Annotated in this window: 21 protein-coding genes and 1 pseudogene; 12 read left to right on the top strand and 10 right to left on the bottom strand. The window is 62.7% G+C overall.

What is annotated here, in order from left to right; all coding sequences use genetic code 11:
* Positions 1–93 precede the first annotated feature (93 nt).
* Together ACPPVP_RS09125 and ACPPVP_RS09120 are read left to right on the top strand one after the other, a co-directional pair.
* A complete protein-coding gene (locus ACPPVP_RS09125; protein WP_426533308.1) occupies positions 94–438 on the top strand; it encodes a response regulator in 345 nt (114 codons plus the stop codon).
* 913 nt (positions 439–1,351) lie between these two features.
* Positions 1,352–1,540: a hypothetical protein gene (locus tag ACPPVP_RS09120; RefSeq protein ID WP_426533306.1), complete on the top strand. Its 189-nt coding sequence runs from the start codon at positions 1,352–1,354 to the stop codon at positions 1,538–1,540.
* 33 nt (positions 1,541–1,573) lie between these two features.
* Here the strand turns inward: ACPPVP_RS09120 and ACPPVP_RS09115 are convergent, their stop codons facing one another.
* Positions 1,574–2,152: a dihydrofolate reductase family protein gene (locus ACPPVP_RS09115; RefSeq protein ID WP_426533304.1), complete on the bottom strand. Its 579-nt coding sequence runs from the start codon at positions 2,150–2,152 to the stop codon at positions 1,574–1,576.
* A 146-nt stretch (positions 2,153–2,298) separates the two neighbouring features.
* Here ACPPVP_RS09115 and ACPPVP_RS09110 point away from each other — a divergent pair.
* Positions 2,299–2,531, top strand: a pseudogene (locus ACPPVP_RS09110) (transposase); the annotation flags it as partial.
* Between the two features lie 73 nt (positions 2,532–2,604).
* Here ACPPVP_RS09110 and ACPPVP_RS09105 read toward each other — a convergent pair.
* Positions 2,605–3,201, bottom strand: coding sequence for an NYN domain-containing protein (locus ACPPVP_RS09105; RefSeq protein ID WP_426533302.1), 597 nt, complete (start codon positions 3,199–3,201; stop codon positions 2,605–2,607).
* Between the two features lie 1,178 nt (positions 3,202–4,379).
* Positions 4,380–5,978 carry a glycosyltransferase family 39 protein gene (locus ACPPVP_RS09100; protein ID WP_426533300.1) on the bottom strand — a complete coding sequence of 533 codons (1,599 nt, stop codon included), beginning with the start codon at positions 5,976–5,978 and terminating at the stop codon, positions 4,380–4,382.
* Positions 5,979–6,212: 234 nt separating this feature from the next.
* Here ACPPVP_RS09100 and ACPPVP_RS09095 point away from each other — a divergent pair, with 234 nt between their 5' ends.
* From ACPPVP_RS09095 to ACPPVP_RS09085, 3 genes are all read left to right on the top strand, one after another.
* Positions 6,213–7,943, top strand: a complete 1,731-nt coding sequence (locus ACPPVP_RS09095; protein ID WP_426533298.1) for an adenylate/guanylate cyclase domain-containing protein — start codon at positions 6,213–6,215, stop codon at positions 7,941–7,943.
* 203 nt (positions 7,944–8,146) lie between these two features.
* On the top strand, positions 8,147–8,386 hold the full coding sequence (locus ACPPVP_RS09090) for a hypothetical protein (protein ID WP_426533296.1): 240 nt from the start codon (positions 8,147–8,149) through the stop codon (positions 8,384–8,386).
* A 357-nt stretch (positions 8,387–8,743) separates the two neighbouring features.
* Positions 8,744–8,944: a cold-shock protein gene (locus tag ACPPVP_RS09085; RefSeq protein WP_212419956.1), complete on the top strand. Its 201-nt coding sequence runs from the start codon at positions 8,744–8,746 to the stop codon at positions 8,942–8,944.
* A 145-nt stretch (positions 8,945–9,089) separates the two neighbouring features.
* Here the strand turns inward: ACPPVP_RS09085 and ACPPVP_RS09080 are convergent, their stop codons facing one another.
* Complete coding sequence (locus ACPPVP_RS09080) at positions 9,090–9,749, bottom strand: hypothetical protein (RefSeq protein WP_426533294.1); 660 nt, start codon at positions 9,747–9,749, stop codon at positions 9,090–9,092.
* Between the two features lie 154 nt (positions 9,750–9,903).
* Entirely contained in the window at positions 9,904–10,368 is a 465-nt protein-coding gene (locus ACPPVP_RS09075; RefSeq protein WP_426533292.1) for an Lrp/AsnC ligand binding domain-containing protein, read from the bottom strand.
* A gap of 112 nt (positions 10,369–10,480) precedes the next feature.
* Here ACPPVP_RS09075 and putA point away from each other — a divergent pair, with 112 nt between their 5' ends.
* The 3 genes from putA to ACPPVP_RS09060 all read left to right on the top strand — a co-directional run bounded on the left by putA (position 10,481) and on the right by ACPPVP_RS09060 (position 15,452).
* Positions 10,481–13,495: a bifunctional proline dehydrogenase/L-glutamate gamma-semialdehyde dehydrogenase PutA gene (gene putA, locus ACPPVP_RS09070; RefSeq protein ID WP_426533290.1), complete on the top strand. Its 3,015-nt coding sequence runs from the start codon at positions 10,481–10,483 to the stop codon at positions 13,493–13,495.
* A 98-nt stretch (positions 13,496–13,593) separates the two neighbouring features.
* Positions 13,594–14,799: a CaiB/BaiF CoA transferase family protein gene (locus tag ACPPVP_RS09065; RefSeq protein ID WP_426533288.1), complete on the top strand. Its 1,206-nt coding sequence runs from the start codon at positions 13,594–13,596 to the stop codon at positions 14,797–14,799.
* Positions 14,800–14,804: 5 nt separating this feature from the next.
* Positions 14,805–15,452, top strand: coding sequence for a glutathione S-transferase family protein (locus tag ACPPVP_RS09060; RefSeq protein ID WP_426533286.1), 648 nt, complete (start codon positions 14,805–14,807; stop codon positions 15,450–15,452).
* A 190-nt stretch (positions 15,453–15,642) separates the two neighbouring features.
* Here ACPPVP_RS09060 and ACPPVP_RS09055 read toward each other — a convergent pair whose 3' ends face one another.
* The 3 genes from ACPPVP_RS09055 to ACPPVP_RS09045 all read right to left on the bottom strand — a co-directional run bounded on the left by ACPPVP_RS09055 (position 15,643) and on the right by ACPPVP_RS09045 (position 18,489).
* Positions 15,643–15,807, bottom strand: coding sequence for a hypothetical protein (locus ACPPVP_RS09055; RefSeq protein ID WP_426533284.1), 165 nt, complete (start codon positions 15,805–15,807; stop codon positions 15,643–15,645).
* A gap of 57 nt (positions 15,808–15,864) precedes the next feature.
* On the bottom strand, positions 15,865–17,367 hold the full coding sequence (locus ACPPVP_RS09050) for a hypothetical protein (protein ID WP_426533282.1): 1,503 nt from the start codon (positions 17,365–17,367) through the stop codon (positions 15,865–15,867).
* A 90-nt stretch (positions 17,368–17,457) separates the two neighbouring features.
* Positions 17,458–18,489, bottom strand: a complete 1,032-nt coding sequence (locus ACPPVP_RS09045) for a hypothetical protein (protein WP_426533280.1) — start codon at positions 18,487–18,489, stop codon at positions 17,458–17,460.
* Between the two features lie 235 nt (positions 18,490–18,724).
* Between ACPPVP_RS09045 and ACPPVP_RS09040 the strand changes: the two genes are divergently transcribed.
* From ACPPVP_RS09040 to ACPPVP_RS09030, 3 genes are all read left to right on the top strand, one after another.
* The gene (locus ACPPVP_RS09040; RefSeq protein WP_426533278.1) at positions 18,725–19,099 is read left to right on the top strand and encodes a Crp/Fnr family transcriptional regulator; all 375 of its coding nucleotides are present in this window, start codon (positions 18,725–18,727) and stop codon (positions 19,097–19,099) included.
* Positions 19,096–19,908, top strand: a complete 813-nt coding sequence (locus ACPPVP_RS09035; RefSeq protein ID WP_426533276.1) for an MBL fold metallo-hydrolase — start codon at positions 19,096–19,098, stop codon at positions 19,906–19,908. The genes ACPPVP_RS09040 and ACPPVP_RS09035 overlap by 4 nt, the downstream gene beginning before the upstream one ends.
* Before the next feature lie 125 nt (positions 19,909–20,033).
* Positions 20,034–20,648, top strand: a complete 615-nt coding sequence (locus ACPPVP_RS09030) for a glutathione S-transferase family protein (RefSeq protein WP_426533274.1) — start codon at positions 20,034–20,036, stop codon at positions 20,646–20,648.
* Positions 20,649–20,829: 181 nt separating this feature from the next.
* On the opposite strand, the gene ACPPVP_RS09025 is transcribed toward ACPPVP_RS09030, so the two are convergent.
* Both ACPPVP_RS09025 and ACPPVP_RS09020 read right to left on the bottom strand, forming a co-directional pair.
* Positions 20,830–21,327: a TPM domain-containing protein gene (locus ACPPVP_RS09025; RefSeq protein ID WP_426537754.1), complete on the bottom strand. Its 498-nt coding sequence runs from the start codon at positions 21,325–21,327 to the stop codon at positions 20,830–20,832.
* Between the two features lies 1 nt (position 21,328).
* Positions 21,329–22,219, bottom strand: coding sequence for a TPM domain-containing protein (locus ACPPVP_RS09020; RefSeq protein ID WP_426533272.1), 891 nt, complete (start codon positions 22,217–22,219; stop codon positions 21,329–21,331).
* Positions 22,220–22,238: the final 19 nt, after the last annotated feature.

Genomic DNA, 22,238 nt, shown 5'->3' with positions numbered 1-22,238 from the left:
GGGTGGGCAAAGGCGCCCCTATACTCTAGGGGCAACCGCGAACGATGCAACCATTGCGAATTCCGGGATTTACTATTCTTTCTGGAGGCAATGATGTCGAACTTCGTAGCCCTCATTGTGGACGATGATCCGCTCCAGCGGGAGTGCCTTGCCGATCTCCTGAGAAGCGAGGGACTTGAGGTGGTGGAGTGTGCCAATGGAGAGGTCGCGGAACTGGTGCTGGCTTCGACCGGCGCAGAACTCCGGGCCCTCGTGACCGATGTGGAGCTTGGTGGAGAGATGTCTGGCGTGGAACTTGCGCAGTATGCCAAGCGCCGATTCCCGGGCCTCAACGTCGTGATGATCTCTGGCCAGGGGCCGCCATACATCCCGCAAGACACCCGCTTTCTGATGAAGCCCTATCAGCCACAGCAGCTACTCGAGGCCGTGCTGAAGTGAGGCTGCACGCAGGCGCGTTGTAGTCTGGCCCAGTAAGCGCCTGAGGCCCTCGACCGCTAATACGCGCTCGTCGCTGCTCGGGACCACACCAATAAATGACTCGCCCTTTGAAGTTCCCGGGCGCACACTCGTCGCCATCACCGCCCGGTCCGTGGCTTATATCGGTGATTGAGAACGCTCGGTTGCGCTCCCGCCTTCCTCTAACGGAACGGAGCAGCGCCATGGAGCGGCAGCGTTTCAATCAAATAGATCCGTTGGACGAGAACCTGTCTGAACAGGCGGAGCGGCTTCGGAAGGAAGCCCGCGGCACGCCACCAGGTTTTGCGCGGGATGAGTTACTCCGCAGAGCGCGACAAATTGAAACCGCATCCCATGTGCGGGAGTGGCTTGTGTCCCCGGGTCTTCGGTCACCGGATTAAGTAGCCCATGACACGCCCTTCAATACGACGAATGGCCGTAATCTCGCCCGGAAGGATCAGCTTCGTTCTTGAGGACGAGGAGGAAGCAATGCGCGTTGCGCAAGCGATAGCGGACAGAACAGGGAAGTGCGTTACCTGGACAGATGCCAACGGGCTAGAGCTCGGCACCGCCGGAGGGCGCGACAAGCTGTCCACGCATTGAAAGGCCTGGCGATCAAGCTCCGACGTCTTGAAGCTGCTCAGGAACCCTGTGTTTTATGCTGCATTTTCCCGACATGGCGCGGAATGGAGCCTTGAGGTAACCGACGAACGACGATCTATGTAATCAGCATCAGGGCTCGGAAGAAGTGAACTAACCGCACCAAGCGCCGACGTTCGTTGAATCATTGTTCAAATTAGGAACTTTGCTCTCTGCAATGGACTTGTCCGTTGAAGGCATCCATCCGCTGCCCGATCATTCTGGCGCGGCGATGTTAGAAGCGAGGTGAACGTGCATGTTCGGGAAGCTGACTCCGATCTCGCGTGAAGCTATCATGCGACGCATCGCCGAGATTGATCATAAATTCAAACAAACCGACTCATGGTTACATTCCATGTTGGCGAATGATGCCCGCGAGCGTGAGCTCCTTGTCGCCGAGGCGAACAGGCGATTTGATGCGGGCCTGAAACACGAGTGGCGTTAGCACCGCCTTCGGTTGTGAAAATCCGGCTATGAGCTATTCCTGCCTTGCGACTTTCGTCAAAGAGCGTCGGTAGTGCATAGCAACAACGCCGTTGCGGAGCGGCTTCGCCGAAACCAATTCGAGCTGTCGCGTGCTCGGCAAGCCGCTCTCGTACAGAGTGGGGCCGTGGCCGACGATCCTGGGGTGAACGAGGAACTTGTACTCGTCGATCAAATCCAGCCGATCCAGCTCAGCCGCTAGCTTGCCGCTACCGAGGAGCACGCCCGCCGGGGTCGCACCCTTGAGATTCTGCACGCCTGTTCGAAGATCACCGGCGATGTGGTGGCTATTGTTCCAGGGGAAGTCGTTTCGCGTTGACGACACCACGTACTTCGGCTTGGCATCCAGCTTAACCGCCCACTTGCGCATCGGCAGCGGTACCTCCGCTTCGCCGCGGGCGACCGCTGGCCAGTAGCTCTCCATCATCTCGTAGGTGACGCGGCCCCACAGCATCGCCCCGCTCTCGTCCATGAGGCGAGCGAAGAAGGCGTGTGTCTCGTTGTCGGCGATTCCTTCTTGGTGGTCGACACAGCCGTCTAAGGTGACGTTGGTGCTGAAGATCAGTAGTCCCATGCGACAAGCATACAATCTTCCGATACCGTAGTCACGCGGTTCAGCTGTGGCTGTTGCGGGCAGCAGAGCAGCTACTCCAGGTCGCATGTTCATAAGCGACAGGCAAATCGGCTGAAAACTGATTCAAACTCCGAAAGGAGTTGATGATGGCCCACGGACGTTATGACCTGACTGAGTTTGAGTGGAATGTGATCAAGCCGCTTTTGCCGAACAACGCGCGGGGCGTAACGGTATTTTCTATCAGCTAAGGTCAGGTTCGCCTTGGGCAGATTTGCCCGAGAGATATGGGCCTTACACGACGGTCTACAATCGCTTCAACCGCCGGCGGAAAGCCGGCGTCTGGAACAGGCTCATGGATGCAATCATCGCGGCCTATGAGGCCAAAGGCCAGAAGCTGCAAATGATTCAGGTCTTGATAGCGGGTACGCTATCAATTCGCTGAAGATCCGGGATCACACAACGGTGTCGCGCTGCAAGAACACCGGCATGTGCTGACGCAGTTCGCGCGGCGGTGGCCGCTCGGACGGATCGCGGCCAACCTTGGTTTTCAACTCCACCAGATCGGTGAAGACGTCGGCTTGGCGCCGCAATTCGTCGGCAATCATCGGCGGCTGAATCGAAATCGTCGAAACGACGGTCACCCGGACCCCACGACGCTGCAACGCCTCGACCAGGGGGCGGAAATCGCCATCACCCGAGAATAGCACGATCTGGTCGACGTGTTCGGCGAGCTCCAGGGCATCGACCGCGAGTTCGATATCCATGTTGCCCCGCACCTTGCGGCGGCCGCTGGCGTCGATGAACTCCTTGGTCGCCTTGGTGACCACGGTGTAGCCATTGTAGTCGAGCCAGTCGATCAAGGGCCGGATCGACGAGTATTCCTGATCCTCGATGACCGCGGTGTAATAGAGCGCACGCAGCAGCGTGCCTCTGCTCTGGAATTCCTTGAGCAACCGCCTGTAATCGATATCGAACCCAAGCGCTTTACTGGTCGAGTAGAGATTGGCGCCATCGATCAGGAGCGCGATCTTGCCGAGGGAGGATGACATGCAGGCAATGACTCCAAAATTGGATAGCCGAGGAAACGAAGACGTCACTTCAGGTTACTGTCGGGATGCGCGGCACGGCGAACCCGCCGGCGGCATCTCAGGTCGCATTCACAGTCAACACGCAAAAGAAAGCAGGAATCGTCGCCATAGACAGCTCAAATATTGCTGCCGTACCCAATCGCTCTGGCCGTAAAATTTTGCCGCGACGGCCGAACCGATTGCAGTGACGCTAAAGCAGGCGACACCAGCGCTCAATTGTCCGTAAGTAAGTGTCGCAGATACAAACGGATGCGACAGCTATACGAAGGTTTATGCCAAAGATCGCAATTCCGTTGCAGGGGGCAAAGACGTACCTGCGCCGTGTCCACCATCTGTCGCCGACCACCCTTCTTGATGGTGGGCACGCTATCGCTTTGCCCACCCTACGGACCTGCTCTCGCCGTCATTGCGAGCGAAGCGAAGCAATCCACGTCTCCGCAAGCCGCGCTATGGATTGCTTCGCTGCGCTCGCAATGACGCTGTGAAAGCAATGCCTGCGACCAATTGGAGCAAATCACTTCTGATTTCCCGAAATAGTGTCAAGCCCAGCGATCAAAAATATTCCGCTTTCGTTCTCGACCAAATCATCGGCATAACTCCGCTTGTCTCACGGCGGATGAGGGGCGTTGGCCATCGTCACGAACGCGCGGTGAGATGCGATGGACGCAAGAGCTGCGACTGACGTGTGTGGCTCGAGCGTACGGCGAAGTCGTGTGGTTCGGGCGCCGCGGTGCTGGCGTTAAGCGTGCGATAAGAAGCGCAGGCGACGGAGGCAAAAGAGCCGTTCTCCGGGAAGAGCACGAAGTAAGCCGTAAAGCCATTGCGCAGGGAAGGCCGGAATGCTCCAGCTGCCCTGTATGCTCGTGTGCCGTTTTGTTTGCGCAAATCGCACGCGAGACCGCGGGTGCAGCAAGCACCCGGTCTTCCCTGCGCCCTCAATTTGGAGGGCAGGAAGTTGATTGCAAACCTCGGGCGTATCATGTCGCGAGATCGCGACGTCACACCCAGTCGTCGTCACCCGCGAAGGCGGGTGACCCAGTATTCCAGAGGCAGCAGTGATTGAGCCGAGAGGCCGCGGCGTACTGGATCCCCCGCCTTCGCGGGGGATGACGACCTGTTTTATCGCAGCGGCTCACGGGCTAGGAAGCCGCGGCGTTGAGCCCGACAACTCCCGCCAGCACGCGCCAACGGAACAGCGGCGACTCTGCCGGTGGCGACAGCTCCGGCGTCCAGCCCGTCAATTTTTCCAACGCGTAGGTATCCATCACCACGCCGCGCCAGACGCGCTCGACCCGCGCCAGCGGTTGCCGCTTCGCGGTGGTGAGATCCCACAGCGGCAGGCGATGGTCCGGCTCGCGCGCGACATAGAGGCCGGGATGATCCTTGATCGCCTTCATGCCGGGATCGCCGAACCCCTGGAACCGGCCGCGTTCATTGACCTGGATCACCGGGACCTGCCCGTTGAAGTGCCAGCGCAGCATCGCATAGGTGCGATAATCCGACGTCGCGATCCAGGTCGCGCCGGTCGCCTGCAACTGCTCGCGTGCGCGCGCCGCGACCTGTTCATAGCCGGTCTCGCCGCCGACGGGATCGGTCCTGCCGATCAAATTCCAGGGCGCGGCGACGTAATAGAAGAACACGCTGACCACGAAGGCGATTCCGGAGATCACGGCCACCCTCGCCCACCAGAATGTCGATTTCACGATCCAGTCCGGCCAGCCTTCGCGCGACAACATCACGAGATTGATGGCGGTCGCAGCGAAACCGGCAGGCCACAGGAACATCGGCCAGGTGTCGCCGACGCGGAGCGTCAGCGACTTCCAGAGGAAATAGAGAAACGGCACCAGCACCGCGGTCGACAACAGGATCGCGACCGGCTCGCGGCTGCGATAGCCGCGCCAGGCGGTCAGCGTCACGCCGGACAGCACCACCGGCAGCAGCACGAAACCGACGAGGCCAAATTGAAGCCCGACGAATTCGCCGACGGTGCGGAACGACAAGGGATGGGTCGCGACCGCGCGCACGAACTGGAAGCGGAACGACGCCCAGTCGTGTTCTGCATTCCAGATCAGCACCGGCAGAAACACGATCGCCGCAATCAGCGCCGCCAGAAACGGCCAGGGGCTGAGCAGCCAGCGCCGCCGCCAGTCCGGCACCAGCACGAACGCGATCACCGCCGGCAGCAGCATGATCGCGGTGAATTTCGACAGCAGCGCCAGCCCTGCGAACAGACCTGCGGCCAGCCACCAGCGCGGATTGCCGCTCTCGTGCAACCGCACCAGCGACCACAGCATCGCGATCGCGCAGGGGATCATCGCGGTGTCGGGCGCGACCTTCGCCATCAACAGCCCGTAATACAGTGCCGCTTCCGGCAACAGCACCGCGAGGATGACGGCACGCGCATCATGCGTCACGCGCCGGACGATGTCGGCGAGCAGGAGCTGCGTGACCAGCATCGCGACGATGCCACCGAACCGCACGCCGAGAGGGGTGTCGCCGAAGATCGCGGTGCCGAACCGTATCAGCCACGCGATGCCGGGCGGATGATCGAGAAAGGAAAGCGCGCTCTCCTTCGACCAGGTCCAGTAATAGGCCTCGTCGGTGCGCAGATCGAGCACGCCGGCATAGACCAGCCGCATCGCCGTCAGCGCGGCAATCAGCAAAGCAACCCAAAGCCATGGTGGCGCGGCAGAGCGGTCCGGTTTGGACAGGCTGATATCGGGCGGGGCTATCGTCACGGCGCTTTCTCTTCGACTACCAACGGAGTGTCAACGTGCCGCGACGGAAAAAACTCCATCGTCGTCCCTGCGAACGCAGGGACCCATAACCACCGATCGTGGTAAGAAAAATCGCGTGGGCCACAGGGTCGTTGAGAGGCCGCGGAGTATGGGTCCCTGCGTTCGCAGGGACGACAATAGTATTCAACGATGGAATAAAACACTATTATCGCCGATATAAACCCTATGGATCGCATGGCCGCCCTATTCCGAGAACAGCTAACGACCTTGCTCCGCGGCATCGGCCTGCGTCAGGTCCGCCTTGTCAGCGGCCTTATCCTGTTTGCCTATCTGATCAGTCATTTTCTTAACCACGCGCTCGGCAATATCTCGATGGAGGCGCTGGCAGGCGGCCTCTATCTCCACACCACGCTCTGGCAATTCCTGCCCGTCGCGATCCTGTTCTACACCGCGTGCCTGGTGCATACCGCACTCGGCATCTGGGCGCTCTACGAACGCCGCCAGTTCCGCTGGAAGGCGATCGAGCCGCTGCAGCTGGTGCTGGGCCTGAGCGTGCCGATGCTGGTGATCGCCCACATCATCGGCGTGCGGCTCGGCCAGACGCTGTACGGACATGAGAAGATGTATCCGCAGGTGCTGTTTCTGTACTGGGTCTCGGCGCCGTACCGGATCTGGCTGATGCTCGCGGTCATGACCATCGCCTGGATGCACGGCTGCATTGGCCTCTATCTCTGGCTCCGGATGAAGGCGTTCTTCAAACGCGCCGCGCCGTTCCTGCTGGCGGCGGCGGTGCTGATTCCGACGCTGGCCATGCTCGGCTTCTATCAGGGCGGCCGCAATGTCGTCGACAATGACAGCCGCGAATGGCGGGCGGAAAACCTGACGCCGAGCCAGGTCGGGACGCGGGAGCAGCAAGCCACGCTGGATCGCATCACCGAATACGCCCTGATCTTCTATCTCGGATTGCTCGGCGTCGCGCTGCTGGCCAAGGGCGCGCGCGCCATCAATGAGCGCCGCCGCGGCATGGTCAACCTGTCCTACGGCAACGGCCGCACCGTTCGGGTGCCCAAGGGCCTCAGCGTGCTGGAGGCGAGCCTGCGCAACAACGTGCCGCATGCCAGCGTGTGCGGCGGCCGCGCGCGCTGCTCGACCTGCCGCATCCGCATCATCGGCGACTGCAGCGGGTTGCCTGAGCCCTCGCAGCGCGAGGCCTTCGTGCTCGGCCGGGTCGGCGCGGCGGATCCGTCGATCCGGCTGGCCTGCCAGTTGCGGCCGGCCGCCGATCTGTCGTTCTTTCAGCTGTTCCTGCCGCACACGGCCGCCGACGGCCACGGCTCGAATCCGACGCGGATCGGCCAGGAGCGCTATCTCGTCAACATGTTCGTCGACATGCGCGGCTCGACCAAGATGGCGGAAAAGCGCCTGCCGTTCGACACCGTCTTCATCGTCAACCGCTTCCTCGGCGCGGTGTCGCAGGCGGTGCTCGAGAGCGGCGGCATGCCGAACCAGTTCGTCGGCGACGGAATGCTGGCGCTGTTCGGGCTTTCGACCTCCCGGCAGGACGCCTGCCGCCAGGCGTTGCGCGCGGCGGCGATGATCGCCGCCAATGTCGACGAGTTGAACAAATTTCTCGCGCATGATCTGCGCGAGCCGATCCGTTTCGGCATCGGCATCAATGGCGGCGAAGTGATCGTCGGCGATATCGGCTATCGCGACCACATGGTGTTCACCGCACTCGGCGACGCCGTCAATGTCGCGGCGCGGCTGCAGGACATGACCAAGAGCCTTGCATGCGAGGTCGTCGTGTCAGACGAAGTTCGCGCCACCGCCGGCCTTTCCGCCGATGCATTGCCGCAGCATGACGTTGAGATTCGCGGACGCAACGAACCGATGATCGTGCGCACCATTGCGGATGCGCGGATGCTGCCGGCGCTGGTTAACGAAGAGCACAGCGCCGCAGCCTGAAACCGCTGCAATAATAGCGGTTCGAAGCCTGTGTGATGTTTTCCACACCTGAATAATCGTTCAGAAAATTGTCGGCGAACGCGGCGCGGATTCCTCGAACCCGCTCTGTGAGGCACGCGACAGATTGGCGATGGGTAAGACTGAAACGTGAAACCCGCGCCGAGACAAAAACGTCGAACGCGCACAGCTCAAGGACAACGACCATGCTTCGCAAAGTGACTCTCGCTCTTGTTGCCGCCGCTTCCCTCAGCGCCATGGCGCTGGCTCCGACCTCCGCTTCGGCGGGCGGTGGCTTCTTCTGGCCGCATCATCACCACCACCACTGGGGTCCCGGCTTCGGCGTCGGCTTGATCGGTGGCGGCGGCTATGACGGCTGCTACGTGACCCGCCGCGTGCTGACGCCGTTTGGCTTCCGCTGGCGGACGGTGAACGTCTGCTACTGATCCGGCGGCACACGTTCCGTAGCCCCGGTCGCTCGCGCGGCCGGGGTTTTCCCGTATGCGATATGCCAGCCGGAGGCCCGCCGCCCCCTCCCCTCCAGGTGGGAAAATGACGTCCAGCGGCCGGGGTCGAACCAATTGCCCAATTGTCGAATCACCGCCGCCCGGTTGGGCCAAATGAGCCAAAAACCGGCAAAACGGCGGAAATCGGGTGCGAATGGGCACTTTTTTGCCGAAACCGGCATTCCGTTTGCGCTACCCAGCCTGCCCCAACCCGCGTATCCTTGTGCCTCGGGCATGCCGGTTAGTGCGGGGACCGACGGCTCGATTACTTTTTTTGATTCCGCGGAGACGACGTGAATGGCTAAAGGTACGGTGAAGTGGTTCAATCCAACCAAGGGCTACGGGTTCATCCAGCCCTCGAATGGCGGCAAGGACGTGTTCGTTCATATTTCGGCAGTTGAGAAAGCTGGTCTTTCGACACTCAATGAAGGGCAGTCCGTCGAGTACGAAGAGATCGCTAACCGCGGCAAGACTTCGGCTGAGAACCTCAAGGTCTAGCGCGAACGCGCGATCGGCAACGGCGCACTCTCGGACGTTTCCGGGAGTTGAGCTTGAAAAAATTTCCAAAAAACTGTGAGCGTTCGGCGGAGCGAGCACCGCTTCTGCATGCACGAAAATCAAAACGTGCGTAACAACCGGCCGCTCAATCTTCCGTAACCCATCTCTCGACCGTCATCACGTCGGGTGGCTGCAGATAGCCGCGCGGCCAGAGGTCGACGACCCACTCGACCTTGGTGGCGCGCTCGACCAGCACCGCAGTGTTGTGCGGCGTCTGCAGCACCAGCGTATTGCCGCGATATTTCGGATCCCCGACCGCGTGATGCTTCAAGAGGCCCCATTCCTGCAACACCAGCAACAGGCTGGTGGTGTTCCGCGTCGTGTCCCAGCAATCGAAATTGTGCTTGTCGTCGAAGTAGCGGAAATCCGCCTTCGCCACGCGCTTGTTGGTGCCGAGGATCGGCCCCATGCGGCGATCGAACCACACCACCACCTTCTGCACCGCGGCGCGTTCGGCTGCGGCGGAGGCGCGCCCGGCCGCCATGATTTGTGTGATCGCGTTGCGGTCGCCGGCGGTGAAATCGAGGATCTCGCGGCGCCGGCAGACGAAGCCGTAGCAGACCGTCATCGATGTGGCCGACGGCGGATAGATCGAAACCGAGTTGTAGAGGTAAGCGATCGCAGAGCTCATCTCGGAGGCGTTCGCAACCGGGCTGCCAAACAGCGCGGCAACGAGCACGCCAAGCACGGCCGCGAAGCTATTTTGCGTGCGGCTTCCCCGTATCGGCTTTCCAGCGTCTCGCATGATCCCTGCTGTTCCCAAGCGACGGCGTGCCTGACGATTAGCGCGGCTCGGGCACGCTGCCAACCGGCAAGCCCGCGATCTGTGGATCGAGCCTGCGGAAATTCCGGCCGCTGTGTTTTCCATGCGCCAGTTGGCTCCCCCGCATCGAGCGGGACTAGCCGACCGGCAGCGGCGCGTCGCGCTTGACCTCTTCCATCACGGCGTAAGTCCGCGTCTCGCGCACGCCCGGCAGCGCCAGCAGGGTTTCGCCGAGGAACCGGCGGTAGGCCGTCATGTCGGCGACCCTGGCCTTGACCAGATAGTCAAAGCCACCCGCCACCATATGGCACTCCAGCACCTCGGGCGCCGTCTGCACCGCCTTGGCGAACCGCTCGAAGACGTCGGGCGTGGTCTTGTCGAGCATCACCTCGACGAACACGAGCAAGCCCAAGCCCAGCCGGTGCGGATTGAGCCTGGCGCCGTAGCCCTCGACAAAACCGTCGCGCTGCAACCGCTTCAGCCGCTCGCCGATCGAGGTCGGGGACAGTCCGATCCGCTCGGCCAGTTCGACATTCGCGATACGGCCATCCCCTTGAAGAATTGAGAGGATTTTGCGGTCTATCTTGTCAATTTCAACCATTTATCTGGCTATCCTGGAAATCTTCCGAATTTCCTAAGGCAAAACTCCATATTTGTCTATCGAACTACGGTTGGAGCGGCGGTAAACTCGTGGCAGGAGCCAAGCGAATCGTATGCCCGACCAACCACCATCCCCTGCGCCCTTCAGCGCGCCTTACGCACCCGATGATCGCGCGATGGCCGACCGCCTGCTCCGGGCGGCGGCGCGGCTGGATGCGGCGCAGGAGGCGCGCATCGATCGCACGGCGACGCGGCTGATCGAGGCCATCAGGGCCAATGACGATCCGCTCGGCGGCGTCGAGGACATGCTGCGCGAGTTCGCGCTGTCGACCAAGGAAGGACTGGCGCTGATGGTGCTGGCGGAAGCACTGCTGCGCGTGCCGGACGCCCGCACCGCCGACCAGTTCATCGAGGACAAGCTCGCCCAGGGCGACTTCATCCATCACGAAACCCGGTCCAGCGCGTTCCTGGTCAATGCCTCCGCATGGGCGCTCGGGATGTCGGCCCGCGTGATCCAGCCGGGCGAGACGCCGCAGGGGACCATCGGACGGCTCACCAAGCGGCTGGGCGCACCGGCCGTGCGGGCTGCGACACGGCAGGCGATGCGGCTGATGGGCAACCATTTCGTGCTAGGCGAGACCATTGAAGCCGCGCTGTCGCGGGCGCAGCCGGATTCCTCGCGCCATCAACGCTATTCCTTCGACATGCTCGGCGAAGGCGCGCGCACGGCCGATGACGCCACGCGCTATTTCAATTCCTATTCCAGCGCGATCGAGGCGATCGGACGCACCGCCGGTGACCGCCCCCTGCCCGACCGCCCGGGCATCTCGGTCAAGCTCTCGGCATTGCATCCGCGCTTCGAGGCCGTGAGCCGCCCGCGGGTGATGCGCGAACTGGTCCCGCGCCTGATCGATCTCGCCGGGCAAGCCAAATCCCATGACCTCAATTTCACCGTCGATGCCGAGGAGGCGGACCGGCTGGAATTGTCGCTCGACGTGATCGCCGCAGCGCTCGGTGATGCATCGCTGGCAGGCTGGGACGGTTTTGGTCTGGCGATCCAAGCCTACCAGAAGCGCGCCTCCGACGTGATCGATTACATCGATGGTCTCGCACACAGCCTCGACCGCAGGATGATGGTGCGGCTGGTGAAGGGCGCCTATTGGGACACTGAGATCAAGCGCGCACAGGAGCGCGGGCTCGACGGCTATCCCGTGTTCACGCGCAAGGCGATGACGGATCTGAACTACGTCGCCTGCGCAAAACAATTGCTGGCGCTGCGGCCGCGGATCTTTCCGCAATTCGCCACACACAACGCGCTGACGGTCGCGACCATCCTCGAACTGGCAACGGACCAGAGCGGATTCGAATTCCAGCGCCTGCACGGCATGGGCGAGGCGCTCTATGCGAAGCTCGGCGAGGACCGCCCCGATATCGCTCATCGCACCTATGCGCCGGTCGGCAGCCACCGCGATCTGCTGGCCTATCTGGTGCGGCGGTTGCTGGAGAATGGCGCCAATTCATCCTTTGTCGCGCTCGCCGCCGACGAGGCTGTGCCGGTGTCGCAATTGGTGCGGCGTCCGGCCGATATCATCGGCAGCGCCGAAAATGCCGCGCATCCCAACATCCCATTGCCGCGCGATCTCTATGGGTCGAACCGGAAAAATTCTCGCGGGATCGAATTCGGCGAGCGCGCGGCGCTGGCGCAACTCGCCTCGGACATCGCCGCCGAACCAATACCCGCCGCGGGAAGCATCACCGACGCAACCGAGAACGAGGCCAATGCGGCGATATTGGCTGCGCGCGCCGGCTTCAAGCCCTGGGCCAGAACGCCGGCCGAGATGCGCGCAGCGACGCTGGAGAAGGCCGCCGATCTCATGGAACGGCGCGCGGCGCATTTCATCGCGCTGCTGCAAGGCGAAGGTGGCAAGACACTGGACGACGCTATCTCGGAAGTTCGCGAGGCCGTGGATTTCTGCCGCTACTATGCCGCGCAGGGACGCGCGTTGTTCGGCGAAGGCAAGGCGATGCCGGGACCGACGGGAGAGAGCAACGAGCTCTGCCTGCGCGGCCGCGGTGTCTTCGTCGCGATCTCGCCGTGGAATTTTCCGCTGGCGATCTTCCTGGGCCAGGTCACGGCGGCCTTGATGGCGGGCAACGCGGTCGTTGCGAAGCCGGCTGAGCAGACGCCGCTGATCGCGGCTGAAGCCATCCGCCTGTTGCATGCAGCCGGCGTGCCGGTGTCGGCGCTGCATCTCGTGGCGGGCGACAGCCGCATCGGCGGCATGCTGGTGGCGCATCCAGATATCGCCGGCGTCGTCTTCACCGGATCGACCGAAGTCGCGCGGACGATCAACCGCGCGCTGGCCGCCAAGGATGGTCCGATCGTGCCGCTGATTGCCGAGACCGGCGGCATCAACGCGATGATCGTCGATGCCACTGCGCTGCCCGAACAGGTCGCCGACGACGTCGTGACCTCGGCGTTCCGCTCCGCCGGCCAGCGCTGCTCGGCGCTGCGATTGTTATTTCTGCAGGACGATGTCGCCGACCGCATGATCGAGATGATTGCAGGCGCGGCGCGCGAACTCGTCATCGGTGATCCCCGAGATCCCGCCACGCATATAGGCCCGGTGATCGACGCCGAGGCCAAGCAGCGGCTGGACGCGCATATCGAACGCATGAAGAAGGAAGCCCGGGTGCACTTTGCCGGCAGCGCACCACAAGGCAATTACGTCGCGCCGCATATTTTCGAATTGTCCGATGCCGGCCAGCTCACCGAAGAAGTGTTCGGCCCGATTTTGCATGTGGTGCGCTACCGCGCCGACCGGTTCGATCAGGTGCTGCAAGCGATCGAGCGCTCCGGCTACGGGCTCACCCTCGGCATCCATTCGCGTATCGATGATACCGTGGAGGACGCGATCGACCGGCTCCAGGTCGGCAACATCTATGTGAACCGCAACATGATCGGCGCCGTCGTCGGCGTGCAGCCGTTCGGCGGTCATGGCTTATCCGGCACCGGGCCCAAGGCCGGCGGGCCGCATTACCTGACGCGTTTTGCAACCGAGCAGACCGTGACCATCAATACGGCTGCAGCCGGCGGAAATGCAGCGCTGATGTCCGGCGGGGAGTAGTTGCATCGCCCCTCCAAGATGGGCCAAATGGCGTTTGAAAGGGATCGCTCAAAGCGATATCTCTGCAAAAGCAACAAACGTCACGGAGCGGCGCCACGATGGACAAGGGTATTTTCGACGGCCTCAAGGTTCTGGACTGCGCGAGCTTTATCGCTGCGCCTGCCGCTGCCACGGTGCTGTCGGATTTTGGCGCCGACGTGATCAAGGTCGAGCCGCCCGGCGCCGGCGATCCCTATCGCAACCTGCCGAATTTGCCGGGTTACCCCCATAGCGAGCATAATTTCGCGTGGATGCTGGAAGCCCGCAACAAGAAGAGCCTCGCACTCGATCTTTCGAAGCCCGAGGGCCAGGCGGTGCTGCATCGGCTGGCCGCGCAGGCCGACGTCTTCATCACCAACTATCCGCCGCAGGTGCGCGAGCGGCTCGGCATCACCCACGCCCATTTGGCGCCACACAACGAACGCCTGATCTACGCTTCCTTCACCGGCTATGGCGAAAAGGGCGAGGAAGCCAACAAGCCGGGCTTCGACAGCAATGCCTATTGGGCGCGCTCGGGCCTGATGGACCTGGTGCGGGCCGACGAACACACCACGCCGGCGCGCTCGATCGCCGGCATGGGCGACCATCCTTGCGCGATGGCGTTTTACGGCGCGATCGTCACCGCGCTCTACAAGCGCGAGCGCACCGGCAAGGGCTCGCATGTCAGCTCCAACCTGATGGCCAACGGCGTCTGGGCCGCCTCGGTGCTGGCGCAGGCAAAACTGGTCGGCGCAAAGTTCGGCGAACGCCGCCCGCGCGAGCGCGCGCTGAACGCGGTCACCAACCACTACCAGTGCAAGGACGGACGCTGGCTGATCCTCTCGCTGCTCAATGAGGACCGGCAATGGCCGACGCTGGCGCGCTGCCTCGGCCGCGAGGATCTCGTCACCGATGCGAGGTTCGAGACCAAGAAGGAGCGCCATGCGCGATCGCTCGAACTGATCAAGATCTTCGACGAGACCTTTGCGACCAGGGATCTCGCCGAATGGCGCAAGATCCTTGACGGCAACGGCCTGGTGTTCGGCGTGGTCGGCATCCTCGACGACATCCCGAACGACAAGCAGATGATCGAGAACGAGGTGCTGGTGCCGTTCGAGAACGACACCATGCTGACGATCTCCAGCCCGATCTGGGTCGAAGGCAGCAAAAAGGTTCAGCCGCGCAAGCCGCCCGGCCTTGGCGAGCACAGCGACGAGATCCTGCGCAACGCAGGCTATGACGACGCCGCGATCGGCAAGTTGCGCGCGTCCGGCGCGGTGGCGTGAGGCAGATGCCTAGCTATCGCCTGCATTACTTCCCGGAGTCGGGAAACAGCTACAAGCTCGCGCTGATGCTCACCCTGTGCGGGCAGACGTTCGAGCCGGTCTGGACCGATTTCGGCGGCGGCGTGACTCGCACGCCGGAATGGCGGCGCGACGTCAACGCGATGGGTGAAATTCCGGTGCTCCAGGTCGACGGCGAACGCCTGACACAAACCGCGCCGATCCTGCTCATGCTGGCAAAGCAATTCGGCCGGTTTGGCGGCGAGACCGAGCAGGAGCAGTTCGAACTGCTGCGCTGGCTGTTCTGGGACAATCACAAGCTCACCGGCTACATGGCGACCTATCGCTTTTTCCGGGCCTTTACCCCGTCACCGGACGAGCACGTGCAGAAGCATTTCCGCAGGCGTCTCGACGATTTTATGTCAATCCTCGAACAGCACATGCAGAAAAATGCGTTCGCGATCGGCGCGCGGCCGACGGTGGCCGACATATCGATGATGGCCTATCTGCATTATCCGGCCGACGAGACCGGATACGATTGGGCGGCGAGCCATCCCGCAATCCACGCCTGGCTCGGACGGATGGCGCAATTGCCGGGCTGGAAATCGGCCTATGATCTGCTGCCCGGCAAGCGCCTGACGCATTACGCGAAGTAAATGCTCGGCTGATTGTCAGCGGTTCAGCGCGTAGCCCGGATGAGCGCAGCGACATCCAGGACGGTGCGCGTGAATTCCCGGATATCGCGGCGCTCATCCGGGCTACGAAGTCGCAAGCCGGAGAGTTTCGCTCCGCCGCTTACTGCGCGTAATGCAGCCGCTCAGCGGAATCCACCATCGCCGGCGATTTTCAGCGGTTGAGCCAGGCCCAGACGATGCCCAGCACGATCACCCCGGCAACGATCGAGACCGCGATCGCCCAGACGCTGACCCTGACATCGCCGACCACCTGCCGATTGGCTTCGTTCTCCGCGATCTTGCGATTACGTTGCCTGTCCTGGTCGGGAGAGCTCATCGCCAATCTCCGCATCGCTCGCTGCTGTCCTCACTTAGCACGGTTCGCGAAGACCTCTTAGCGGCTTTTGACGAAGCACATGCCGATGCGCGAGATTTTGCCCGCCGCCTGGCAGCTCAGGCCCTCGGCGCAAGTCCAGTCGCGAAAACTTGCGTCATTGCCGGCCGCTGGCCTGCCCTGCACATAGCAGTGCCCGCCCCAGCCGTCGTAATAATTGGTGCCGGCGAGTTCGGTGCTGCCGCGCGACTGTGGGCGGCTGGCAAATCCGCGCGAGTAATCCGGCGTCTTGCCGTCGCGCAGGCTTGCGAGAATATCTCGGCGGCGGATCTGGTCGCCGAAGAAATGCGGCGAAGCCGGCACGACGGTCGTATTCGACGGCTTTTCCGCCATCCAGTCGACGCCCGGGAAATGAAAGCCGCCGATGCCGCGCGTCTGGTGGCAGCCGGCACAGGTCACATCGTTGAGCCTGCGTTCGAACCCGGCAGGCGAGCGGATGTTCTGCAGCTTCACGCCAGCTTCCAAAGCCTTCCTGAGCGCCGCCACAACGTCAGCCTCGCTGAACACGGCGCCCTCGCCCTGCACCAGCCCGAATTCCGGCTCCAGCTCCGATGGATCGAACCCGACCGGCGTTGGCGCAATCGCACCGCGGGCGAGGAATTTTTCCGGGATCAGCGCGGTGCCGCGATCGAACGCTGCGAGATTGACGGGATCGAGCAGCCACGCCCTGAACTCGCGCTTGAGGCCATCATCAGCCAAAAGGCGCGCGCGGTCGATCTGGTTTTCCATCGGCGATTCCGCGAAGACGCGCGCTTGCCCGTCGTAGCGAAAGACCTTCAACAGATAGTCGGTGCGGAAATCGCGAACCGCAGATTTCGGCGCATGCGCGATCTGGAGATTGGTCTCGATGCGGTCGATGTTATGATAGTCGATCAGGTCGAGCGCGCCATCCTTTGCCGACAGCGTTTCGCCGAGCCAGCGATTGGCGATGTCGGAACAGGCGACCGCGGATCCCTCAGCTTTGGCTTTCAGCACAAGGTTCAGCGTCATCGGCAGCCGCGGCGGCACAGCATCGTCGCCGGCCGCTTTGTTGATCCGCGTCAGGCGGTAGATCAGGCGAATCTCGCCGCAGCTCGCTTCCGCAACGTAAGTGCGGTCCATGCGGTTGACGATGCCGGCCAGCACGAAGCGCGTCTCCGCCGAATAAAGCAGCGCGCGGTCGAATATCTGGAAATCAAAGCCCTCGCCGACGCCGATCGTCTCCTTCGGCAGGTTCGCCTGGTGTCGCGCGATATAGCGATCGAACTCGGCATCGATCGCCTGCCGGACCGGCATCATCGACGGCAAGGCGAACAACGCGCTGTTGGCGAGCGGGATATCCGCCGACCGCTCCGGCAACAGCATGCGATCGAGGCGGAATCTTCCGCCATCGAGTTCGCGCAGTATCGCTGGATCGGTGATGGCGGTGCCGCGCTCCAGCGCCGCATCCTGTGCCGCACGCGCCGGCAAGGCGCCGCACAGCAGAGCAAATACGATGGCGAGAAATCGGGGCGCGAGGCTCATGCCTCAACTAACACCGCGCAATGAGACCTATTCAAGAAAAAAGGCGCCTCACATCGCCGTGAAGCGCCTTCCTGTTCGTATGTCGTCCCGTCAACGCGCGACGATCAGGCCCTTGCTGGTCACGACCACCCAGCGGCCGTCCTGCCTGCGAATGGCGTCGACACGGCCGAGACCGGGAATGGGATCGCCAGCATAGACCTCGTACATGCCGCGGCGGCTCTCGATCAGGGCGCTGCCGTTGGCGACATCCCGTAATATCCAGCCTTCGACGGTCGGCAGCCGGGCCATTTCGGGCTTGGGCGGCGCCGCAGGTGCAGAGGCAGGCGGCGTTACGGCCGCAACCTGCTGCGGTATCGAGCCAGTAATGTCCTTTGCGGCGGCCGGCGCGGCAGCAGCCGTCGTCGTCGTCTGGGCGGCGCGAAGCTTGTCGACGGTTTCGCTGAGCTTGGCGAGTTTCGCGGCCGGCTCGGCCTGCGCCTTCTCGACCTTGTCGAGGCGGTCGCTGGCCTTGTTGAGCTGGCCCGTCGTCGCTTTGGAGTTATGCTCCAGGCCGGCTTTCAGGGCGACGATCTCGGCATCGAGCCGCGCCACCGAGGTTTCGAGCGCGCTGTCCTTCACTGACGCCTGTGCCGAATCTCCGGCCATCAGCTTTCCAATTCCCGCGGTTGCCAGCGCGCCGCCAAGCGCCCCCGCCACCGTGGCCAGTGCCACCACCGCAGCCATCGCTCCGAACCGGCGCTTGCCGGCCGACCCGGCCGCCGCTGCCTTCGCATCGGCTCCGACGCGATCCCCGGGCGACATGATCGTCACATTGCCGGGGAAGCGCGGCGCTTCCGGCTTCACGGCGTCGATCTTGGGCGCGTCGATCTTGGGAGCGTCCATTTTGGAAGAGTCAGCCTTTGGCGCCTCAACCTTTGGCGCTTCCATGCTGACCGCGTCCACCTTGGGCGCTTCGGGCGTCAGCGAGGTCTCTTCCTGGTCGGGCGCGAGTCTCGCAGCCTCGACCTCCGCGTCAGCCGCCGCCTTTACCGGCTCACTCGACGCTGGCATGGCGGGAACGGCCGGCGCGGCGCCGAGAGTTCCGGTTTCACCGCTGGTGGGCTGTGATTGCTGATCGCTCACGTTGAATTCTCCAGAATTGATTGACCATTTGGTAACTTTTATTGCTTGCCAAATCCTTACCGGCGGCGGCCTTACCGAAATTTTAGGAACTTGTCCGGCCCGGTTTGGGCCGCCAAACGTCGGCCGAGCCGGTCCCGAGCCACCTATGCTGCCCTGCGGCATCCTTGCCGGTTCCGTTTGCGCCGGTCTGTTTCCCGATTAACATGACCTGACCAGCCAGAAAGGCAGAGCCGCCATGACTATCGAGAAATGCATCAACGAGTTTGATGTAGATGACGTCATTTTTGAGGAAGGCTCGACCGGGCGGGAACTGTTCGTGGTGCTCGACGGCCAGGTCGAGATCGCCAAGATGAACGGCGCCAGCAAGACCGTGATCGTCACGCTCGGCAAGGGCGAGTTCTTCGGTGAGATGGCCGTGATCGACGGCTCGTCCCGTTCGGCAACCGCCATTGCCGCCGCGCCAAACACCCGCGTGATGCGGATCAACCACGCCCGCTTCGTGTATCTGGTCAGCCAGCAGCCGGCCTTTGCGCTGATGATCATGGATGCGCTTAGCAAGCGCCTGCGCGCCTCCAACACGGTTGCCTTCAGGGCCGCGGCCAATTCATGAGCGAGCGCAAACCGAGCCCTTTCAAGACCCTGTTCGACAGCGACGTCTGCACGCTGATCGAGGCGGATGAGAACGTCTATCAGGTCCGCTTCAAGAACCGCGCGGCGAACGCCTATCTGGTGCGCGGCAGTTTGCGCACCATCATGGTCGACGTCGGGTTGTCCTCGAACTATCCGCATCTCCTGACATGCCTCAACCATATCGGGGTGAAGCCCGACGATATCGACATGGTGGTGCTGAGCCACGAGCACCTCGACCATATCGGCGCTGCCTATCATTTCCATGGCCGCGCCTTCATCGCCGCGCATCGGCTCGCCGCCAACAAGATCATGCTGCGCGACGACTTCTCGATGCTGCGCAAGATGTTCAACGAGCCGAACGTGCCGATCAATGTCGATCTCTGGCTGGAGGAAGGCAATTTGATCGACCTCGGAAATTTCCGGCTCAACGTGATGTACACGCCCGGCCACACCTCGGCCTGCATCACGCTGTTCGAGCAGGACAAGGGGCTGTTGTTCGCGGCCGACACGCTGATGCCGGGTGGCGTGATGGGTGGCGTGTTCGGCTCCGGCAGCATCGCCGACTACATCCAGTCGCTGGAGCGGCTGAAGGGCCTGAACTCGAAGATCCTGCTGTCGGGCCACGGCCGGCTATCCGACACCCCGCAGGACGACGTGCGGATCGCAATCCAGCGCTCGCACGGATTGTTGTCGGACACCGCGCAATTGTTCGACGCGCTCGATGCGCGATCGAATTTCGAACCGATCATGCAGTCGGTGCGCGACCTCAACAAGCTCGACGACAGCTAGGCCAGCCGGTCCGCAACATATTCCGCGGCGCCGAATGTGATCCGTTCATTTGACAAATGGCGCAGTGGCCTGTTCAACGTCTCCTAACAACACTGCTCAAAGAAAACTTCGGGAGAGACAGCATCATGAAGTTGTACGACTCGGTCGGGCCGAACCCTCGCGTGGTCCGCATGTTCATGGCGGAAAAGGGCATCGAGATGCCGAAGCAGACCGTCGATCTGCGCAAGGGCGAAAACCGCGAGACCGAGCATCTGAAGCGCAATCCGCATGGCCAGATGCCGACGCTCGAACTGGACGACGGCAATTATCTCTCCGAGATCACCGCGATTTGCGAATACCTGGAAGAGAAGCATCCCCATCCCCCGCTGATCGGGACCACGGCGGAGGAACGCGCCGAATGCCGGATGTGGACCCGCCGCGTCGACCTCAACATCTGCGAGCATATGGGGAACGGCTACCGCTTCGGCGAAGCCCTGAAGTTTTTCGAGAAGCGGATTCCCTGCGCGCCCGAGGCCTCGCCCGGCCTCAAGATGATTGCAGCCAACCGCCTGCAATGGCTCAACGGCCAGATGGCCGACGGCCGCGACTATCTCTGCGGCAAACGATTCACGCTGGCCGACATCCTGCTCTATGGCTGGCTCGACTTCACCGGCCAGGTCGGCCAGCCGCTCGATCCCGCCAATACCAACATCGCCGCGTGGATGGCGCGAGTGGCGGAACGGCCTTCGGCGAAGGCGTAAGAAAAGTTCTTCATCCTCCCCTGGAGGGGGAGGATCGACGTGCGCAAAGCGCGCGGCGAGGTGGGGTGACGGTCTCTCCGCACGCACTCTGTTGGACGTGGAGAGACCGTCACCCCATCCCGTCCCGCATTTCGCTTCGCTCGATGCGAGCCGACCCTCCCCCACCAGGGGAGGGTAAGCATCAAATCACCACCGGCGCATCTGGCAGTTCATTCGGGCCGCTGCCGACCTTCGGAAAATGCTTCGCCAGTTCGCGCGACACGGCCGCTATCCCCTTGATCACGCCGCCCTCGAAATCACCTGCTCCGAAATCCGCTTCCATCTGCTGGCAGATTTTATCCCAGCCGTCGCGGCCGATGCTGCTGTCGATGCCGCGGTCGGCTACGATTTCAAAGTCGTGGTCGGCCAGCAGCAGGTAGATGAGGACGCCGTTGTTGTGGACGGTGTCCCAGACCCGCAATTCCGAAAAGACATCGAGAGCCCGCTCCCGCGCCGGCTGATTGCGAAACAGCGGCCCACCGTCGAGAGCGCCTTCGACCACGAAACGCACCTGCCCGGAATGTGTGGCCTCACCCGCCTTGATCGCCTGCTCGATTTTCGCCAGCGTCGCCGGCGGAAAGATACGGCGCAGCCGCCAGCGGTGTTCGACCAGATGTCTGCCGATGCGCCTGATGCCCATGCTACCAGCTCCCCGATGCACCGCCGCCGCCAAAACTGCCGCCGCCGCCACTGAAGCCACCGCTGCTGCTCGAACTGCCGCCGCTGGACCATGAGCCGCCGGAGCCCCCGGACCATCCGCCAGGGCTGCCCCGGCGGCCCGGCGGCCCGGCTGACATGAAACCGTCGCTGATCAGCACAAAGAGCGACGCGATCACGCCGACGATCACCGACGCCATGACCGAGCCGACCATGAACCAGGCAATCAGGGCCGTCAGCGCGCCGGCGGCCGCCGAGCCCAGCAGCCGTCCCAGCAGGCTCCGCAACAGCCCGCCGAAAAATATCGCCGGAATGATGAGAAATGGATTGAACAAGTCCGACGGATCGAACGACTGCGAATCCTGCCAGTGCGGTGGCTCGGGCTCCGGCAGCTTCTCGCCATTGACGATGCGCACCATCTTGTCGACTCCGGCAGCGACGCCGCCGCCGAAATCGCCGGCCTTGAACTTCGGCGTGATGTCCTCGTCGATGATGCGCTTGGTTGTGACGTCGGTGAGCGCACCTTCGAGGCCGTACCCGACCTCGATGCGCAGGCGGCGATCGTTCTTGGCGATCACCAGCAGCGCGCCGTCGTCGACCTTCTTGCGGCCGATCTTCCAGGCTTCCGCTACGCGCAGCGCATATTGCTCGACGGCCTCGCCATCTGTTGTCGGCACGATCAACACCGCGATCTGGCTGCCCTTCCTCGTCTCCAGATCCTTCAGCGTTTGCCTCAACGAGGCGATGTCACCGGCTGTGAGCGTGCCGGTCTGATCGACCACCCTTTCGCTCAGAGGCGGCACCGCGACGAGCGCCAGGGCTGCAGAGGCCCAGCACAACAGCAGCGCAAGAAGGGAGGCTCTTGCAGCGTTCATCGCATTTGGTCTTTTCAGC

This window comes from Bradyrhizobium sp. McL0615 (genome assembly GCF_049993905.1).
Lineage (GTDB): Bacteria > Pseudomonadota > Alphaproteobacteria > Rhizobiales > Xanthobacteraceae > Bradyrhizobium.
The sequence above is the reverse complement of the archived record's forward strand: the minus strand, read 5'-3'. Positions and strand labels throughout refer to the sequence as shown.

Bases quoted from the DNA above. Each gene is read 5' to 3' on its own strand.
- ACPPVP_RS09125 (WP_426533308.1), top strand. From the start codon at position 94: ATGTCGAACTTCGTAGCCCTCATTGTGGACGATGATCCGCTCCAGCGG.
- ACPPVP_RS09120 (WP_426533306.1), top strand. From the start codon at position 1,352: ATGTTCGGGAAGCTGACTCCGATCTCGCGTGAAGCTATCATGCGACGC.
- ACPPVP_RS09115 (WP_426533304.1), bottom strand. From the start codon at position 2,152: ATGGGACTACTGATCTTCAGCACCAACGTCACCTTAGACGGCTGTGTC.
- ACPPVP_RS09105 (WP_426533302.1), bottom strand. From the start codon at position 3,201: ATGTCATCCTCCCTCGGCAAGATCGCGCTCCTGATCGATGGCGCCAAT.
- ACPPVP_RS09095 (WP_426533298.1), top strand. From the start codon at position 6,213: ATGGCCGCCCTATTCCGAGAACAGCTAACGACCTTGCTCCGCGGCATC.
- ACPPVP_RS09090 (WP_426533296.1), top strand. From the start codon at position 8,147: ATGCTTCGCAAAGTGACTCTCGCTCTTGTTGCCGCCGCTTCCCTCAGC.
- ACPPVP_RS09085 (WP_212419956.1), top strand. From the start codon at position 8,744: ATGGCTAAAGGTACGGTGAAGTGGTTCAATCCAACCAAGGGCTACGGG.
- ACPPVP_RS09080 (WP_426533294.1), bottom strand. From the start codon at position 9,749: ATGCGAGACGCTGGAAAGCCGATACGGGGAAGCCGCACGCAAAATAGC.
- ACPPVP_RS09075 (WP_426533292.1), bottom strand. From the start codon at position 10,368: ATGGTTGAAATTGACAAGATAGACCGCAAAATCCTCTCAATTCTTCAA.
- putA (WP_426533290.1), top strand. From the start codon at position 10,481: ATGCCCGACCAACCACCATCCCCTGCGCCCTTCAGCGCGCCTTACGCA.
- ACPPVP_RS09065 (WP_426533288.1), top strand. From the start codon at position 13,594: ATGGACAAGGGTATTTTCGACGGCCTCAAGGTTCTGGACTGCGCGAGC.
- ACPPVP_RS09060 (WP_426533286.1), top strand. From the start codon at position 14,805: ATGCCTAGCTATCGCCTGCATTACTTCCCGGAGTCGGGAAACAGCTAC.
- ACPPVP_RS09055 (WP_426533284.1), bottom strand. From the start codon at position 15,807: ATGAGCTCTCCCGACCAGGACAGGCAACGTAATCGCAAGATCGCGGAG.
- ACPPVP_RS09050 (WP_426533282.1), bottom strand. From the start codon at position 17,367: ATGAGCCTCGCGCCCCGATTTCTCGCCATCGTATTTGCTCTGCTGTGC.
- ACPPVP_RS09040 (WP_426533278.1), top strand. From the start codon at position 18,725: ATGACTATCGAGAAATGCATCAACGAGTTTGATGTAGATGACGTCATT.
- ACPPVP_RS09035 (WP_426533276.1), top strand. From the start codon at position 19,096: ATGAGCGAGCGCAAACCGAGCCCTTTCAAGACCCTGTTCGACAGCGAC.
- ACPPVP_RS09030 (WP_426533274.1), top strand. From the start codon at position 20,034: ATGAAGTTGTACGACTCGGTCGGGCCGAACCCTCGCGTGGTCCGCATG.
- ACPPVP_RS09025 (WP_426537754.1), bottom strand. From the start codon at position 21,327: ATGGGCATCAGGCGCATCGGCAGACATCTGGTCGAACACCGCTGGCGG.
- ACPPVP_RS09020 (WP_426533272.1), bottom strand. From the start codon at position 22,219: ATGAACGCTGCAAGAGCCTCCCTTCTTGCGCTGCTGTTGTGCTGGGCC.